At 36.3% G+C, this 18,102-nt stretch carries 13 protein-coding genes; all 13 read left to right on the top strand.

From position 1 onward, the window contains the following. The first annotated feature begins 6 nt into the window (after window positions 1–6). Window positions 7–2,349, top strand: a complete 2,343-nt coding sequence (locus tag Q0976_RS23080; RefSeq protein ID WP_299497022.1) for a heparinase II/III family protein — start codon at window positions 7–9, stop codon at window positions 2,347–2,349. 78 nt (window positions 2,350–2,427) lie between these two features. Continuing rightward, entirely contained in the window at window positions 2,428–4,029 is a 1,602-nt protein-coding gene (locus Q0976_RS23075; protein WP_299497019.1) for a hypothetical protein, read from the top strand. Window positions 4,030–4,031: 2 nt separating this feature from the next. After that, window positions 4,032–6,443 carry a glycosyltransferase family 4 protein gene (locus Q0976_RS23070; protein WP_299497016.1) on the top strand — a complete coding sequence of 804 codons (2,412 nt, stop codon included), beginning with the start codon at window positions 4,032–4,034 and terminating at the stop codon, window positions 6,441–6,443. A 206-nt stretch (window positions 6,444–6,649) separates the two neighbouring features. After that, window positions 6,650–7,924 (top strand): glycosyltransferase, encoded by a 1,275-nt coding sequence (locus tag Q0976_RS23065; RefSeq protein ID WP_299497013.1) that lies wholly within the window; start codon window positions 6,650–6,652, stop codon window positions 7,922–7,924. Between the two features lie 61 nt (window positions 7,925–7,985). Next, the gene (locus Q0976_RS23060; RefSeq protein WP_299497010.1) at window positions 7,986–8,807 is read left to right on the top strand and encodes an ABC transporter permease; all 822 of its coding nucleotides are present in this window, start codon (window positions 7,986–7,988) and stop codon (window positions 8,805–8,807) included. Beyond that, on the top strand, window positions 8,804–9,469 hold the full coding sequence (locus Q0976_RS23055) for an ABC transporter ATP-binding protein (protein WP_299497007.1): 666 nt from the start codon (window positions 8,804–8,806) through the stop codon (window positions 9,467–9,469). The genes Q0976_RS23060 and Q0976_RS23055 overlap by 4 nt, the downstream gene beginning before the upstream one ends. Continuing rightward, window positions 9,459–10,694 carry a lipopolysaccharide biosynthesis protein gene (locus Q0976_RS23050; protein ID WP_299497004.1) on the top strand — a complete coding sequence of 412 codons (1,236 nt, stop codon included), beginning with the start codon at window positions 9,459–9,461 and terminating at the stop codon, window positions 10,692–10,694. Before Q0976_RS23055 ends, Q0976_RS23050 begins: the two co-directional genes overlap by 11 nt. Further along, complete coding sequence (locus Q0976_RS23045) at window positions 10,691–12,364, top strand: polysaccharide biosynthesis/export family protein (RefSeq protein WP_299497001.1); 1,674 nt, start codon at window positions 10,691–10,693, stop codon at window positions 12,362–12,364. The genes Q0976_RS23050 and Q0976_RS23045 overlap by 4 nt, the downstream gene beginning before the upstream one ends. Window positions 12,365–12,380: 16 nt before the next feature. Beyond that, window positions 12,381–13,358: a glycosyltransferase gene (locus Q0976_RS23040; RefSeq protein WP_299496998.1), complete on the top strand. Its 978-nt coding sequence runs from the start codon at window positions 12,381–12,383 to the stop codon at window positions 13,356–13,358. Window positions 13,359–13,409: 51 nt separating this feature from the next. Further along, window positions 13,410–14,582, top strand: coding sequence for a UDP-N-acetylglucosamine 2-epimerase (non-hydrolyzing) (wecB, locus tag Q0976_RS23035; RefSeq protein ID WP_299496995.1), 1,173 nt, complete (start codon window positions 13,410–13,412; stop codon window positions 14,580–14,582). Window positions 14,583–14,759: 177 nt separating this feature from the next. Next, complete coding sequence (locus Q0976_RS23030; RefSeq protein WP_299496992.1) at window positions 14,760–15,848, top strand: glycosyltransferase; 1,089 nt, start codon at window positions 14,760–14,762, stop codon at window positions 15,846–15,848. An 11-nt stretch (window positions 15,849–15,859) separates the two neighbouring features. Beyond that, entirely contained in the window at window positions 15,860–16,639 is a 780-nt protein-coding gene (gene kdsB / locus Q0976_RS23025) for a 3-deoxy-manno-octulosonate cytidylyltransferase (protein ID WP_299496990.1), read from the top strand. A gap of 537 nt (window positions 16,640–17,176) precedes the next feature. Beyond that, entirely contained in the window at window positions 17,177–17,662 is a 486-nt protein-coding gene (locus Q0976_RS23020; protein ID WP_299496988.1) for an acyloxyacyl hydrolase, read from the top strand. Window positions 17,663–18,102: the final 440 nt, after the last annotated feature.

Here is an 18,102-nt window from a genome sequence, read left to right as displayed (position 1 = left end):
TTAATTATGGCTAGTAGAGACACCAGTAGAGGACTAAACTTTTCAGGTCCTGACTCATTCGCTTGTTATCAAACAATAAAGTTCACTGATGATTCATCTTGGACTTTAAATATCGAATTTATCGATTTAAGTAAAATGGGGACTTTTAATTTTTTCTTTGGTGAACGAGGAACCCGCTATCAAGGTTTTGTATGTATTAAAAATAAAATTTATTACCGATTATTGGGAGGAGAATATATTGGCGGCATTGCATACGATAAAAGCAGCTTAGTTCGATTAATAATCACCTACCGCTCTGGTATTTGGGTATTTACCATAGACGATAAAGAAGTATCTTGCTTTGCTAAACAGGCTGTTGAATTTAACGCGATAGGCAGCGGGTTCACAGGCTTTGAGCACGAAGGCGAAACCAATATTTATTTTGTAAAACTCACCCATTTAGATCAAAAAACACTCAAATATATTGATGTGGCTCAATGGGACTTCAATGAAAATAAAGGATGTATAGCCTTTGATAAATCAGGAAAACAACATCATGCTCTGCTTGTCAATACGATGTGGCTCACCCAGGAAACCATAAGTACAGCGCCATCGAATCAACATAAAAAAGCATTCTGGAAACCTTACACCCAAAGAAAACCCAAAAGAAAATATGACTTTTTAAAGATGGCAATAGAGAAACCTGCTAACGAAGGCATCTATAGCATGCTCAAACCGAGTCTCACTCAATTTAATGCTGAAAAAGGGGAAAAAATACTACAAGGAATATATTCATTTAGCCGCTTTAATGACGTACAACTTCCCTTAACGCTAAATTGGAATGAAGATCCTTACAACAATAAGAGTTGGCAATGGCAATTTCAGCAACTGATATTTTCTGTCAGTTTGATGGCGGCCAGCCATATAACTGGTAATACTGCATTTGATGATAAGCTGAAAGACACTCTACTAAGTTGGTACCATAAAAACTACAAAACTAACCCCCCTTCAACATTATCTTGGCATGATCACACTACCGCATTAAGGCTGCGAAATCTTATTTATAGTTGGGAATATTTAAGATTAACGGAAAAGGGAATGTCAATGGAATGTGCTAATGCACTGTTAAATATGATTGAATCCCATTGCATTGTACTCAGTGATGATCACTTTTACAGTAAGCATACCAACCATGGGTTCGATCAAAGCCTGTTTCTTTACTTAGCATCTATTACTTTTCCTGAGTTTGAACATGCTTCTTTTTGGCAAAAATTAGCATTTGACAGATTACTCAGTGAGATCAGTATCGCATTTACATCAGAAGGCATGCATGTTGAAAATAGCCCTAGCTATCAAGTCGATATGCTTCAAAAAGTACAATTTACATTACAATTTTTTGATTGTTTAGGACAACAGCAATTCTCCCACCTCGACAAGCTAGTTAATTCAGCGCTAAGAATACTGGCGATTCTAATGCGACCCGATAAACAGCTCCCCCTTTTAGGTGATACGGATTTAGGCACTAAAATCCCAACATTTAAAGGCTATGAGCATTATCCTAACTATCAATTCTTCAAGAAAATTAATCAAAATACTTCAGCTAAACTAACCTGTAATTTAGCCCCTTTGACTGTACTCCCCGAAAGTGGCTATGCCGTCTATCGAGCTAAAGAAAAAGAAAAAAATAACAGTGAAAACCACACACACATTGTCTTTAAATGTGGGTTTTTGAGTACATATCATAGGCATGATGACGATCTCAATATTCTCATCTACGCATTGGGTGAAGATTGGTTAATTGATGGTGGTATTTATCAGTATGATGAAAAAAACAAATATCGACACTATCTAAGATCAGCTAAATCTCATAATGTCCCTCTTATAGAAAATGCTATTGTGTCAAGAAAGATTAATAACACTACGCAATCAAAAATTATCGACTACTGTACTAGAAGTAATCAAACATGGGTTGAAGGAGAAAGTTTCATTCATGAAGGAGTAAAAATCTCTAGAAAAGTGGAGTTTTTTGCATACAATCATATAAGGCTCTCTGATTCAATAGATGGTCTAAAAAGAACAATCAACTTTTACACCCTCATGTTTCACATACCAATAGATAAAACCATCAAAGTAAACCATAATGAAGTCATCATTTGCTCGCCTTCAGGTAACCAAATGACCATGCAATTTATGGATAATATTGATATAATTATTGAAGTATTCACAGGTCAAAGTGAACCAGAAGTGCTTGGCTGGCAATCTCCCAAATTAGGGAGCTTGCAAGCAGTACACTCAATTCGTTGTCGCATATATCCCAGTAGCAAAGACTACCGTTCCTCAGTAAATATAACAATAACCCCAAACCTCTAGTTATTAAAACACCAGAAAAGTTAAAATATTAATAAAAACAATAGAAAAACCCACTTATATAATAGTGATTAGATAACAATGATCATATCTAAAGATAATTACCGTTCAACACAATCATTTATAAAAGGTTGGATTTCCTTTGACAATATGTATATTTCTTCATCAAAAATAATTGATTTATTTTTCCGTGCGGGGGGAAAAATACCTATAGAATCAGAAGGACGATATATTATATGTAAAAACAGTAAACATAAAATTGAAATCAACACTGACCCTATGGGGCAAGATATATTATTTTACTATAAATATAATGATTACTGGGCTATTTCAAATTCTTATCATTATTTAGTGAGCCACTTAAAGAATAAAAAAATTAGAATAAGCCTATCACTATCGGCATGCTGTTCATTCTTCTTACCTGGTAGTTATGGTAATCAGCTTATCTCTAATTCAACTTTATCAAATGAAATTAAAATGCTGAGCATAGATCAAAAAATAGTAATCGATAAAAAAACAAAAAAAATTAAAGTAACAAGATCGAACTCAGCATACAAACATATTCACGCAAACTCTAAGAAAGGGATAATGAGAATAAATCAATGGCTATCAATTTGGATATCATTTATAAAAACAGCAGTTGATAATTCTGAGATTATTAGTATTGATATTAGTGGAGGCAGAGATAGTCGTATAGTTCTTGCGCTCATTCTTGCCTCTAAGGTTAACCTAAAAAAAATAAAGTTTATTTCAAATCCTAATGCAGTAGATGACTTTAATATAGCCTCAATGCTTGCTAAAGAGTTTAATTTTCAATTGAATGAAAAAAAAAGAGAAGCTCAATTTTACCATATCTCTTCTGAAGAAAAGTATACCTTATGGAAAGCTGGAGCATTAGGTGTTTATACGCCTGTTTACTTTCCAACCAAAATGAGTGTTACATCCGACTTTCACTTTCATGGAGGCGGAGGTGAACTGCATCGTCATTTATTCAAAAGAACACCTAAAGAGCTGTACAAATTTTGGGTTAACCATGAAAAAAAACATTCATGTATAGAGAATTTTTCTCTTTTATATGATGAGTTTAAACAAGGAATAAAGGATTCAAATAGTCATATGAATGACTGCTATGGACTCGATAAACATTACTTTCATTTTAGAAATCGGCTCCATTTTGGTCGAGCTTGGTATAAAGACATAGGAAAAATAAATTTAATGCCATTAAGCTCTAGACTATTATATAGTTTAAAGTCTATGAAAATAGATTCTAGTATTGATGATGATTTTTTAATCTCAATTATTTTAATGTTTGGTTCTGAAAAATTAGTCCATATTCCTTTTGATTCAAATAAAAAAGAAATTTCTCAGGCTGCAATACAACAAGCAAAAAATCATATCGATATGATTACCCCCAACATTGACAATGTCATTTTTTATGAGAGTGACAATATAAATTCAAATAAAAAGGATATAAAAAATAAATTAGAACCTCAAAATCGAATGAGAAGTTTTATTGAACAAGAATTAAAATCAGTTAAAACAATAGAGAAATACTGTTCAAAATTTTCTAAAGAAAGCTATAACAATGCACTAAAAGACATTAATAAAGAAAGTTTATCTATTAAGGACTCATGTAAAAATGCAGCATTTATAATATCCATAAGTGAAACATTGATGGAATAGAAATGAAAAAAAACAATGTACAAATTAAACATAAATTCTTAGGGTATAAAAAAGTAAAATTCCAAATAAAACTATTAACGATGTTTTATTTAGATGCTGAAAGATTTGGATTGAAAAAAGTAAAGGAAAAAAAATGGCACAAAATTGACTTATACCATTCATTAATAGTAATAAATAAGGAGAAACCATTCCTCATTGAGAGGTATGGAAAGGAATATATAAAATTAGATGGTGACAATGAAAAAATAAAAGATATTATTAATCATAAAGGGGCTAAACCTTCTGTAGCAAGCTTTATTACATATTTAAAAAACAATGATATAAATACAGTATTAGATGTTTACTCCTTAGAATTTATAACCAACAATAGCAATGGAATTATTTTAGCCAAAACAATATATATAGCAACAGTGAAAAAACACATTCACCTTGCTTTACCTTATGGATTATTGGCTAGTGCAAGCCTAAATGACAACAAGTTAAAAAAACATATAGAAAATAGAATAAAAAATTTAGAAAGAACAAAATTAAATGAAATCATTACTCATACCATAAAACATGCCAAAGGAGAGTTTCAAGTAACATCAATAATTATTACCATTATCCCCTATTGTGAAGATCAATTTTTAGAAAAAATCATTAGAATTAATTTTTCCTCATTAAATATAATTATGATTTCAAAGTCTTTAATTAAACATGGCATCAACAAATCCCTATATAATATCTTACGAAAAATTTGTGCCAACCTTTGGAGTCAAGAACAATATAATGAATTACTTCCTCTATACACTCCTTTATTAAAATTAAAACAAGAAAAAGTCATTGCTGAACGCTATGTTATCACGGCTATTGAAACCAATAGTGAACCAGATATTCAGCTGCCTTTTATTCATGAAATAAATTCCGGTTATGATAATATCATGGCAAACCCCCTGAGTTTTTTTAATAAATCGTGGGCTGAAAAATATCCAAATGTGACCAAACGAGCCATTGAATATTATGCTCGAAAAGGTAATTTAACCACGGCAGCCACCTTATGCCACCAGCTTGATACACAGCACCCCAAAGCGCTCCATTGGCAAGCACTGATCAACATTGCAAATAATGGTTTAACACTCCCAAGTAGCACTGCCATTAAACAAGACTTTAATCACAATGTTACTTATTTATTGTATAACAGCTTACCCACCCACTCTGGCGGTTATGCTACCCGTTCTCATGGGATTATTTCAAACTTAATCAATCTAGGGATCAATCCTTATGTCATGACAAGATTGGGTTACCCTTATGATTTGAAACAATTTAAGAATCAACAACCTCTACATAAAGACGATTATAAAGGTGTCGTTTATCATAGATTATTGGACGGGCCAGGGTTAAATTTTGTTCCCATCAATGAATATTTAACTCATTATAAAAATGCCATTAAGCATAAGCTCATCGAAAATCAAACCAGCCTCATACACGCCGCATCAAACCACATTAATGGCATTGCTGCAGTTTTAGCGGCTCGAGAACTAGGTCTAAAAAGCCTATTTGAAGTCAGAGGATTATGGGAAATCACTCGTATTTCCCGTGAACCAGAATGGAATAACTCAATAGAGTTTGAGGCTTATCAATATTTAGAAAACCTTGCTTGCCAAGAGGCCGATAGCATTATTACCATAACCCAAGCACTTAAAAATGAGCTTATTTCTCGTGACATTCCCGCAGAAAAAATTCATGTCATTCCAAATGGTGTCGATACTCAAACCTTCGCACCTTTGCCAGTGAATACCGAATTAAAGATGCAATTGAATATTCCTGTAAATAACATTGTCATCGGCTATGTAGGCTCAATTGTTGATTATGAAGGACTCGATTTACTCGTTGAATCCATTAAAATTATGGTTAGCAATAACCTTGCAATGTTTACCGTATTAATAATAGGTGATGGCGCAGCATTACCTGAATTAAAACAACAAGTCAGCGAGGCCCAGCTTGATGAGTATTTTATATTCACGGGTCGAGTCCCCCATAATCGAGTGCCCGATTACTACTCTATTATTGATATTTGTCCCTTTCCTCGACGGGGCTTACCTGTGTGCGAACTTGTCTCTCCCTTAAAACCTTTTGAAGCCATGGCCATGGGAAAGGTCATTATCGGCTCTTCAGTGCAAGCCATTGCAGAGTTTATTCATGAAGGCGAGAATGGCTTTGTGCATAAAAAGGATGATGCCGATGATCTTGCCGATAAACTTGCCAATACCGTTAGTAATACAGCCTTACGTGAAACACTTAAAGTCAGCAGCCGAAAGTGGGTCATAGAGCATCGAGATTGGGCCATATTAGCGTCAAGTGTACATGATATTTATTTAAATTTAGATAATAAAATTAACATTAACTCTGAGGCATTAATATCATGCGCCATTTAAAAAAAATACTCTTCTTGCAAAAAAGCATGTTGACTAAGCTACATTGTTTTGGCCTCATACTGATAACTAAAAAAAGAAAATCAATACTAAAACATTATAATGTTTTCATTCAACAGGGACACCTTAACCTGGCATATCAACTCCTTATCAAAATAAAGAATAAGCGTAAAGTTGATACTAAACGCCTCAACAGATTGAATCATTGTTTGCTATGCCTCAGGCATGACTCTGTCAAATATGCTGATTCTTATCCACTGCAAAACAAGACAGCAACGAGAAACATCCTGTTCGTTGTACACAATAGTCTGCCCTATGACAGTGCAGGCTATGCACATAGAACATTACATGAAGCCAAAGCCTATCAAGCACTCGGCTACAATGTGATTATAGCCACCCGATTAGGTTATCCTTGGGATTTGGCTAAACACAAACAACTCCCTAAAAAACGTCGCCAATGGATAGAGGGGATCGAGATCATTAGCCTAACAGGGACAAGGCAATATAAAGTCGATAGCGATCTCAAATACGCAATGCAATATGCTCAAAAATTAGCAGCCATTATTCATGAGCGACAAATAGATGTCTTGCAAGCTTCATCTAATTACATTAATGGACTGGCAGCCTATTTTGCCGCAAGAAAATGCCACATCCCCTTTATTTATGAAGCAAGAGGCATGTGGCATATTACTGGCGGCAGTAAGTCCGCTGTATTTAAAAATAGCGATCAATTTCGTTATGAAGAAATCATGGAACGCCAAGTGTTAAACCATGCCAGTGCGAATATCTTTATTACCGATAGAATGAAGCAGCACTATCTTAGTAATACCAACATCCCCAGTCTAGTAATACGAAATTGTATCGATATAAAAGAATTACAGAACAATCATACCATGCTCGCTTTTCGAAAAGGACAAACATTAAAATTACTCTATGCGGGAAGTCTAGTGTTTTATGAAGGCCTTGAAACATTAATACGTACCGTAACCGAATTAAAAACACATAAAGTCACGCTGGATATAATGGGAGATGGTCCGCTTAAAGACCACATTGAAAAACGCCTTACCATACTCGATAACCCTTATATACGGTATCGTGGAAAGCTCTCTCGACAAGCATTAACTAAACATTACTCTCAATACCATGGCGTCATAGTGCCACGCATTAATTGTGATGTCACTCAGATGGTGCCGCCACTTAAACCCTTAGAAGCATTAAGTCATGGTGTCCCCGTAATTACGTCTTCTTTACCTGCTTTGAAAGAGCAACTGGCAGATTTACAATCGGTACTTTACAGTGAACCCGGTAATATGGCGTCATTAAAACAACAAATACTGTATTTAATGGCCCATCACGCGGAAATATTGGCTCAAGTAAAACACGATATTAAGATCATAAAAAAACATAAAACATGGAATATTGAAATAACAAAACTAAGTCAATTAATTCCCCTCAAAAAGCCCTTAACTGCAATCGGAAATTAACAAATCAAGATTACATTTAATTTGCCATTCTCAATGATTGCTCGACAAAAGGTGTATTAACATGCCTTATATTATTCAATCAGTAAAACCTAACACTAACCTAGTAAGAAAAAGAACAAGTCTGCAAATTATGTTTGATGTGGTTTTTGCATTAACCATGCGCGAAATTAAAACCCGCTTTGGTCATAACCGACTCGGATATTTTTGGGCCATTATAGAGCCTGTCGCTCAGGCCAGTATTATGGGCATCATTTTTTCACTGATTGGCCGTAACAGCGTCGCTAATATTCCCGTCGCCTTATTTTTATTTACTGCTATTTTACCGTTTAAACTCTTTGGAAAATTACTCAACCAGCTCGCTGCAGCCATCGATGCGAATAAAGGGCTTTTAAGCTATCGGCAAGTCACAGCAATTGATCCTGTTATTACTCGTATTATTATCGAACTGGCGACTTTTTTACTGGTGTATCTTTTCATTTTTAGTGTGATGGCGTGGCTAGGCTTTAGTGCATGGCCCGATGATCTCCTCGGCTTATTAACCGCAACAGCCTTACTCATCATTTTTACTACCGGTTTAGGCTTACTTTTATGTACAGCAATAAGCTATTGGAAAGACGCCAGTAAATTAACAGCCATTATTACTCTGCCTTTATTTTTTATCTCAGGTATTTTTTTTTGTGCCACTATGATCCCGCCTCAATATTGGTACTTATTTGATTGGAATCCTATTTTTCATGCTATAGAACTCAGTAGAGACAGTTTTTTCAGCGCCTATACTAGCCCAATTGGTCAATGGTCTTACTTAAGTTTTTGCGCACTGATTAGCTTTAGCTCTGGCTTGGCCCTTTTTCACCTCTGTCGTCATAGGTTTATCAGTCTATGATATATTTTGAACAGTTAAGTAAATACTTCCGTACTAAAAATGGCCGACATTATGTATTAAAAAACGTCAGCTTAGCCCTACCGACCAACAAAAATATCGCCATCCTTGGCCCCAATGGTGTGGGGAAATCAACCCTCATTCGTCTTTTAGGCGGTGCCGATAACCCAAATACGGGAACGATTCATTCGCCACTGAATATTTCTTGGCCTTTAGGTTTACAAGGTGGATTGCAAGGCTCAATGAGCGCGAGAGAAAATGTCCGTTTCGTTGCCCGTATTCATGGGTATAAAAACACGCGCCCGATTGAAAATAAGGTTGAAGAATTTGCTGAAATTGGCCAGTTTTTTGATGAACCCGTTAAACATTATTCAAGTGGTATGCGATCTAGGATCACCTTTGGTCTCACCATGGCATTTGATTTTGATTTCGATATATTGCTCATCGATGAATTAGGGGCTGTCGGTGATGCTAATTTTAAAAAAAAGAGTGAAGCATTACTTGCCAAAAAATATGCTCAAACCAAACTCATTATGGTGAATCACTCCTTATCTGAACTTAAACAGCACTGCCAAGCGGGTTTAGTCATTAAACATCATAAATTAATTTATTTTGACACCCTCAGCGAGGCCATTAAAGAGTATCAATTAACTTATGCCAAATAATCAACGAACAATTTCACCTAAAGAGAAGCACGGCCCCCCAATTTCACTCAGCCCTACTGAGAGAAAATTAAGAAAATTACGCCGCGATCCTAAATTATTTTTAGCCGACTCAAAAGCCTACATTACCACTCGTAAAACCTTGTACCGAACTTGGGCAAAACTAGGCTCTTTTGCGCTGGTCATTGTTGCGTCCATGGCTGTGATCCTTTATTTCAGCCTCATTGCATCGCCCCGTTACGTTAGTCAAACTCAGTTTATTGTTAAGCAAAGCAGCACCAATGAACCCCCTTTATTGGGACTGGCATCACTGGGCAACACCTCCCCCAGTATGCGAGATGCATTAATATTGAAAGAATATATTCGCTCTCCTGAAATGGCTATAGCACTCGATGATAAATTACAACTTCAATCACATTATCAAAATAATAAATGGGACAAGCTAAGCCGTTTACAGCAAGACAGTAGTAAAGAAGACTTTATTCAATATTACCAAAAACACCTATCAGTCAACTATGATGAATTATCTGAAATTCTAACCGTAGAAATACAAGGTTATACCCCTGATTATGCACTCAAATTAACCCAAACTTTACTCATTATTAGTGAGCAATTCATTAACCAACTGGGTGAGAAAATGGCCAAACAGCAAATGCAATATGCTGAAGAAGAAGTCAATAGAGCCTATGAACTACTCAAAAAAGAGCAAATGAAACTCATCGACTTTCAAGATAAAGCCAAACTTTTTAATCCTGAACAACAAAGTAGTGCATTAGTGACTGCCATGAATCAACTCGCCTCACAAATTATGACCCAACAAGCTGAACTAAAATCACTCAGTGCGTATATGCGCAGTGATGCCAGTGAAATTGTCGCAAAGCAATATCAAATAGAAGCCTTAGAGCAACAACTCGCCCAAGAAAAACAGAAACTCATTCAACCTAATCAACCTTCGCTTAATAAAGTGAACCTCACTTTTAAAGAAATTGAACTTAACACTCAACTGGCAACTGATCTGTATCAATCTTCTTTAGCCAGTTTAGAAAAAATTCGTAGTGAAGCCTTCAAAAAGTTAAAGCACTTACTTGTAGTAGAGCAGCCTCGCATCGCCGAAGACAACCTTTACCCTAAACGCCTTTATAACATCATCACTTGGTTTGTCGTGCTATTACTGATTTACCTAATTGGAAGGCTGATCATCGCCATTGTTAAGGAGCACAGAGAATGAAGCCATTAATTCAACTCATTATCATCATAGGACTTTGTACTAGCTACTCAATACTGGCATCTGTTGCTTTACAGCAAGATGTGACCACCGAGAAAACAACAAGCATTTATGACACTCATCAACAACAACGTTACGGTAATTGGTTATTTAGCGGGGGGTTTAGTCAATATTCATTTTCTGCTGTCGATCCCAATTACCAACTGACCCAAGGTGACAATATACTGATACAAGCATGGGGAGCCATTGATTATCAAGCTGAAGTTACCATCGATCCCCAAGGCAATATTTTTATTCCCAAAGTGGGCCCGATTAAAGTACTGGGGGTGACAAACGCCAACCTTAATCGAGTCATTCTTAATAGCGTCAAACGCGTCTATAAAGCCAATGTCGAGGTCTATGCTTCTTTGATGTCAAGCCAGCAAGTCAAAGTCTTTCTATCTGGCATGGTCAATAAGCCGGGACTTTATCAAGGGCAAAGTGCAGATAGCGTGTTACGTTTTATCGATCAAGCTGGGGGCATTCGAAACGACATTGGCAGTTTTCGTAATATTCAACTCAAACGTCATAATAAAACAATTAAACAAATCGACTTATATGCATTCTTACAGCTGGGCACTATCCCCTCAATGCAATTTCAAGATGGGGATGTCATTTTTATTGGTCCGAAACAAGGTGAAGTCACCATAGAAGGTCATGTGGGCTTTAGTGGGCAATACGAGTTAGCCACAAATTCAATGCTAAAAGACATACTTAGCGCTGTCGTGGTCGATGAACAAGCAACTCATGTCACTGTGATTGCAGCTGAGCCAGCTCGCTCGCTGTCGCCCTCCCAACTGATTGTGGCTGATTCAAATAACCCAGGTAATCGACCCATCAATGCAAAACAATATACATTATCACAAGCTAAGTATATAAAAGTACCTGCAGGGGCATTGATTAAAGTGAGCTCCCAATTAAGACCGAGTAGTATCAGTATTGATTTAATTGGCGAACATAACTCAGCTCAAGAAATGGTACTACCATGGGGCTCAAGTCTGGCAGATCTTCTGGCTCAAACCCAATTTACCTCACTTTCCAATCAAGAAGCAGTACAGCTCTACCGTCACTCTGTTGCCAAAAGGCAACATGACATGTTGCAAGCTTCATTGTCGGCACTTGAACAAAACGTTCTCACAAAACGCTCTGATACTACTGAGGCAGCAAAACTGAGACAAGCAGAAGCTGAAACCATTCTCAAATGGATCGAAAAAGCACGTCAAGTTGAACCCAAAGGTCAAGTCCTACTCGCGAATAAAACTGAGTTTAATAAAATTATTTTACAACAAGGGGATCGCATCGTTATTCCAGCAAAACGAAATTTAGTCATGATCCATGGTGAAGTCATGTTTCCTACCGCCATTGCTTATAACCCCAAACTGGATATAGAAGATTTTATCAATAAAGCAGGCGGCACCAATACCGATCTCGATGATATGAACATTCTGGTAATGAAACCTAATGGCAGCTTTGTTAGTGCGAATGACCAGTTGTCTGAAGTACAGATCATTGGACCTGGGGATGAGATATTTGTTATCTCAAAACCTGATGAAAAAGGCTTTCAGCTAGCAAAAGATATTACTCAAATCATTTTTCAAATTACCATGTCTGCAGCAGTGGTCTTAGCGATATAGGCACAGTACAAAACGGATGAGAAAAAAACTAAAAATTGCTGTTATTGTCGATGAAGCAACTTGCTTAGGCCTTCAAGAAGAAGCACAGTTAATTCATTTAACACCATTCAATTGGCGTTGGTGTATTAATCTACATAAACCTGACTTACTCTTTGTAGAGTCTGCATGGCGAGGCTTTAATCGCTCTTGGCAAAATAAAATTGTCGACTTAAACAGCAGTGACAATACCAGTTTAAAAAAGCTGACACACTATTGTCGCAAAAAATCCATACCCACTATTTTTTGGAATAAAGAAGATCCCATTCACTTTGAGCGTTTTGCTCAAGCAGCAATATGTTTTAATACTATTTATACCACCGATGCTAATTGCATTGCTAAATACAAAGCACTAAATCATCAATTCGATGCAATTAATACGTTAATGTTTGCAGCTCAACCAAAATTGCACTGCGGTAATCCTCGGCATAAACGACTGTCTAGTATTGCTTTTTTAGGAGGCTTCTATGGTAAAGAATTGCCCAAAAGAAGCAAAGAACAGCAAGATATATTACAGGCATTGAAGCCACATAACTTAGTCATATATGACCGTTTTTGGACACCTTCACAATCATGCCATTTTCCTCAATCTCTCATTAATAACTGTCGTCCAGCGGTGTCTGAAAAAGCCATATATTCTCTATACAATCAATATCAGTTATACATTAATTTTAATACTGTCCAGCATTCCCACACCATGCTATCAAGACGAGTATTTGAATTAGCAGCCTGCGCGAGTCCCATGCTCAGTACACCCTCTTATGCCATAGAAAATATCTTTGGCTCACACATAGTGCAAATACAACATAACGATTCAGTGATCGACCTTTATCAAGACTACTTAAAAGACGATAGCAAAAGACAAAAAGATGCAAAGATCATCCAAGAAATTGTGCTCGACCAACACACATGGCAGCACAGGTTAGCGCAAATTCAGATGGATATTGGTTTTATCTAAATACCCAATCGATGAATTAATCAATTTGGTTTAATACATAAGGAGATTAACATGATAACCGTAAAACGGATCTTAATGGTTTTTGGTACACGTCCTGAAGCCATTAAAATGGCCCCCATTGTTAAAACATTCAAAACAAGAGAAGATGTTGATATCAAAGTCTGTGTAACAGGACAGCACAGGGAAATGTTAGATCAAGTATTAGCATTATTTGATATTGTACCTGATTATGATTTAAACATTATGAAACCAGGTCAAGATCTCACCGATGTCACCACTGCCATTTTGCATGGACTTAAACCTATTTTTGCCGATTTTAAACCGGATAGGATCTTAGTTCACGGCGATACTGCAACCTCCTTTGCCAGTACATTATCAGCCTATTATCATAAAGTGGCTGTAGGACATGTTGAAGCCGGATTGCGTACGGGTAATATTTACTCACCTTGGCCAGAAGAAGGTATGCGCATGCTCACAGGGAGTATTGCAGATCAACACTATACTCCGACAGTTGGCTCACTTAAGAATTTAATTTTAGAAAATATAACCCCTGACAGCATTTTTGTGACTGGAAACTCCGTTATTGATGCACTGATCGATATCAATCAACATATTGATAATAATCAAATAGTACAAGATACTCTCTCTAAACTCTTCCCTTTCTTACAGGCCGATAAAAAACTCATTTTAGTCACAGGTCATAGACGCGAAAATCATGGTGAAGGTTTTGAGCGTATTTGCAAAGCACTCTCTATTCTCGCTACCCGTGATGATGTACAAATTGTGTACCCCGTGCACCTCAATCCAAATGTACAAGAACCGGTAAAAAGAAACCTTTCAGGTTTTCAAAATGTTTTTCTCATTGAACCTCAAGATTACTTGCCTTTTGTGTACTTAATGAAGCAAAGTTATCTAATTTTAACCGACTCAGGCGGTATACAAGAAGAAGCGCCAACCCTTGGGATCCCTGTATTATGTATGCGCGATACCACCGAACGACCCGCAGCAGTAAAAGCCGGGACAGTACGTTTAGTGGGTACTTGTGATAAAACTATTGTAGAAGAAACTATTCGATTATTGGATGACGATTTTGCCTATCAGGTCATGAGCCATGCTATTAACCCTTATGGCGATGGGCATACAAGTGAGCGTATTGTTAATGCCGTATTAGGAACAAACGGTGCATTGAGTTCACAAATTGATAAATCGAGTTTTGCAGCTTAACTTCAGGACATTGTTAACTTTAAGACAAAACTCACTCCTAAAAATATGGTTGAGACTAAGCTGAATGATTGACCTGACTGTCCATCAGCTGATGTGGTCTCAATATTTTTTTAAATCTGCTAACAGTCATCGAGCTAATGCTTCATTCATTATTTTAAGGTAAAGGATCACCCTAAAATGAAAATTTCATTCATCATCCCTTATGCTCGACGTTCATTTGAAAAAGATAGCACGAGACTACTTAGCGTTATCAATACCCTCATTCATATACCTGAAACAGATATTATTGTATTCGACTCCAGTCATAAGCCAACACAAAATATTCCCTGTGCAGATAATATAATTTATATTCATTCTCCTTTTACTCACAAGGTTTATTCTCCAGCCATAGCAAGAAATCAGGCTGTTAATTTTTCAAAAAGTGATTATATCTTCTTCATTGATGTTGATTTAATAGTACCAGACACATTACTTAATCAATTAGTCTCTATTGCAAACACATTAATGAGCATTAATATCAAAGCCTTTGAAATGTATCCTTGTTTTTATTTAGCTCGAGAGTCCCCATTCAACAACCAGATCAATTTAAATAAGCAAACACAAATAGTGTGCCTTGATTCTTTTATGAAAGGAAACAATGACATTATCGAAAGTATTGCATTAGTCACCAGTTGCTTACTCATCAATAGAAAGTGGTTTATACAACTGAAAGGGTTTGATGAAACTTTTATCGGTCACGGAGGAGAAGACTTAGAGTTAATTTGCCGATTAACGTTACATTACCAAAAAGGCAAGCTGCCAATTGACTTCTGTCATGATAAAAAAACTATTCATCCGGCTAACTATGAAGGCTTTAGGCGTTATTTAACTCAATATACTTTAGAACACCTATTTAAATTTAATTTTTTTATTCATCGATGGCACCCTCGCCCATTAACACATAAATATCATCGACAACGTAAATCAAATGAAACCCTATTACAGACAAAAATACAAAGATTAATGAATGAGAATAATACTTCAATTAGTCCCCATCAACCTGCTTCATTAAATCAATTTTATCAGTCTTGGATTAAATCGCTACAACATCACTATAATTGGCCACTCCAAGCTTATCCTGGTTTATTTCACTGGCAGCAGGATATGATCATTAAACGGTATTTTTGGCGAAAATGTCGAAAGCTGTACGTTAAGCCTAGGTTGTTCTTTACCGATCTCATCAAAAAGCAGCTTTATAAATTCTCACAAAAAATTAATCGATCCTAAGGTACGCATTTATGCACTATAAAATTGTTATTCCTACACGCATGACATCCACTCGATTGCCAGGAAAAGCCTTAGCCTCTATTGAGGGTAAACCACTCATCTGGCATGTTTATCAAAGAGCCCTTGAAACAGGGATTCCCCCACACAATATTTTTATTGCAACCGATAGCTTACAGATCAAAACGCAAGCAGAACATTTTAATGCTCAAGTTGTTATGACATCAAGTAGTCATCCTTCAGGAACAGACAGAATTGCAGAAGTGGTCACAAAAATGAAATGGGATAATGATACCGTTATTGTTAACCTCCAAGGCGATGAACCTTTAATTCCAGCAAAAGCCCTGCAACTTGTAGCAAGCAGCTTATTAAACCAACCTCTTGCAGGTATGGCAACTCTCAGTACAACATTTGAATCGCTAAAAGAAGCACAAGATCCTAACTGTGTAAAAGTCATATGTGATGAACACCAAAACGCGATTTATTTTTCACGAGCCCTACTTCCTTTCCCTCGAGAAGGGATCAATTTAAGCGATTTTCAAAATATACAAACTCCCTTTAAACGTCATATAGGGGTATATGCCTATCGTGCCGAAACAATCAAAAAATTACATATTTTGCCAAGTTGCTCATTAGAGCACTACGAAAGGCTAGAACAATTAAGAGCACTATTTTTTGGCATAAAAATACAAGTGACCGAAATCAGTTCACCACCAATACATGGTATCGATACCCAAGAAGACTTAATTCGAGTTCGAAAGTTATTCTCAAATAATAAGGCACTAGTCATTTAACTATCCACTCATGAATAACCTTCTTCTAAAGCAGAAGTTCAACTGCCTTCTTCATGCTCTAAATTATCAAATTGGCTTAACCATTATCAATAATGTCATAGGCAACTTTTCTTCTAATATGCCCTCTCTTCAAAATCACAACTCTAAAATAATCTTTTCTTGATGATCTTTTCTTGATGATCTTTTCTTCATATTTTATTCTATTCATAAATAAAAAATTCACTTCTTTTCTAAAAAACCCTTATACCTTATTTTCAATTGCTTATTCACAATAAAGCACAAAACACATTCTTTTTGACTATAAAAAACATTATCAAAAAAGCAATTGTAATCATTTTGTACTATAAATAACCTATAGATTGAACATTAAACGAACGACACTTAACCTCTTAAGGTTGTTAAATAGTCAATCACCTTAATGCCTCAATCTTAAATCAATAACTCACTCAGAAGTTATGAGTGATTTGATACATGATTATTAAGGTCAAAATGATGTACAGATATTTAGTATTATGTTGTTCATGCATTATCCCTTCAATGTTCACAGCCGTCAGCGCCTCTGATTTTAACAATAATAGTATTGGATTAATTTACGGTGAACCGACAAGTACTCAAAACAAAACCATATATACTTATGATATTGAGTACCAAAATATCTTTATGCGTTCAGAGTCCAATCGTTATTTTCTAGGTGCAGGTGCACGTATTGGACAAATATCTGTGGATGATGAAAGGGGTGAACGCTTCAGCCTATATTTAACCCCCGGGATCAATGTAAGCTCATTCTCTTTTGCAATTGTGGGTGGCGGCATTTATTTAACCAAAACAGTTTTCGGTGAAAATGATGTCTCTACAAAGGATTATGGTGGTCATTTTCAGTTTATTCTCGGCGCAAATGTCATGTTTCATGCAACCAAAAATTGGACCATAGGTTATCAATTTGAACATATGTCAAACTGGAATAACTATGATCATAATCCCGCACTTAACACTCATAATATTGTATTAAAATATCAATTTTAAATTGCACAAAACAAAAGATATCACTTCAAGATCAAAAACAGAGAATAGCGTCTGTCATGGTCTGTTTCGGCCCTCCAATCTGCATCCTGCATAAATGACACTTCCTATATCCATATAGGTCACCACCCTCCGCGTTGACCCACAAGGATGTGGGGAATGCAGACAATGTCGGGAATAATTGTCGTAGACCCACAAGGATGTGGGGAATGCAGACAATGTCGGAAATAATTGTCGTAGACCCACAAGGATGTGAGGAATGTAACAATGCCGGGAATAATTGTCGTAGACCCACAAGGATGCGGGGAATGCAGACAATGTCGGGAATAATTGTCGTAGACTCACAAGGATGTGGGGAATGCAGACAATGTCGGGAACAATTTTCTACCAGAGCCAGCATCAAGCTTTGCTTGATAAGCGCAGACTCTTCACCCTACTATCAC

This window comes from uncultured Shewanella sp. (assembly GCF_947501665.1).
Taxonomy (GTDB): Bacteria; Pseudomonadota; Gammaproteobacteria; order Enterobacterales; family Shewanellaceae; genus Shewanella.
The sequence above is the reverse complement of the archived record's forward strand: the minus strand, read 5'-3'. Positions and strand labels throughout refer to the sequence as shown.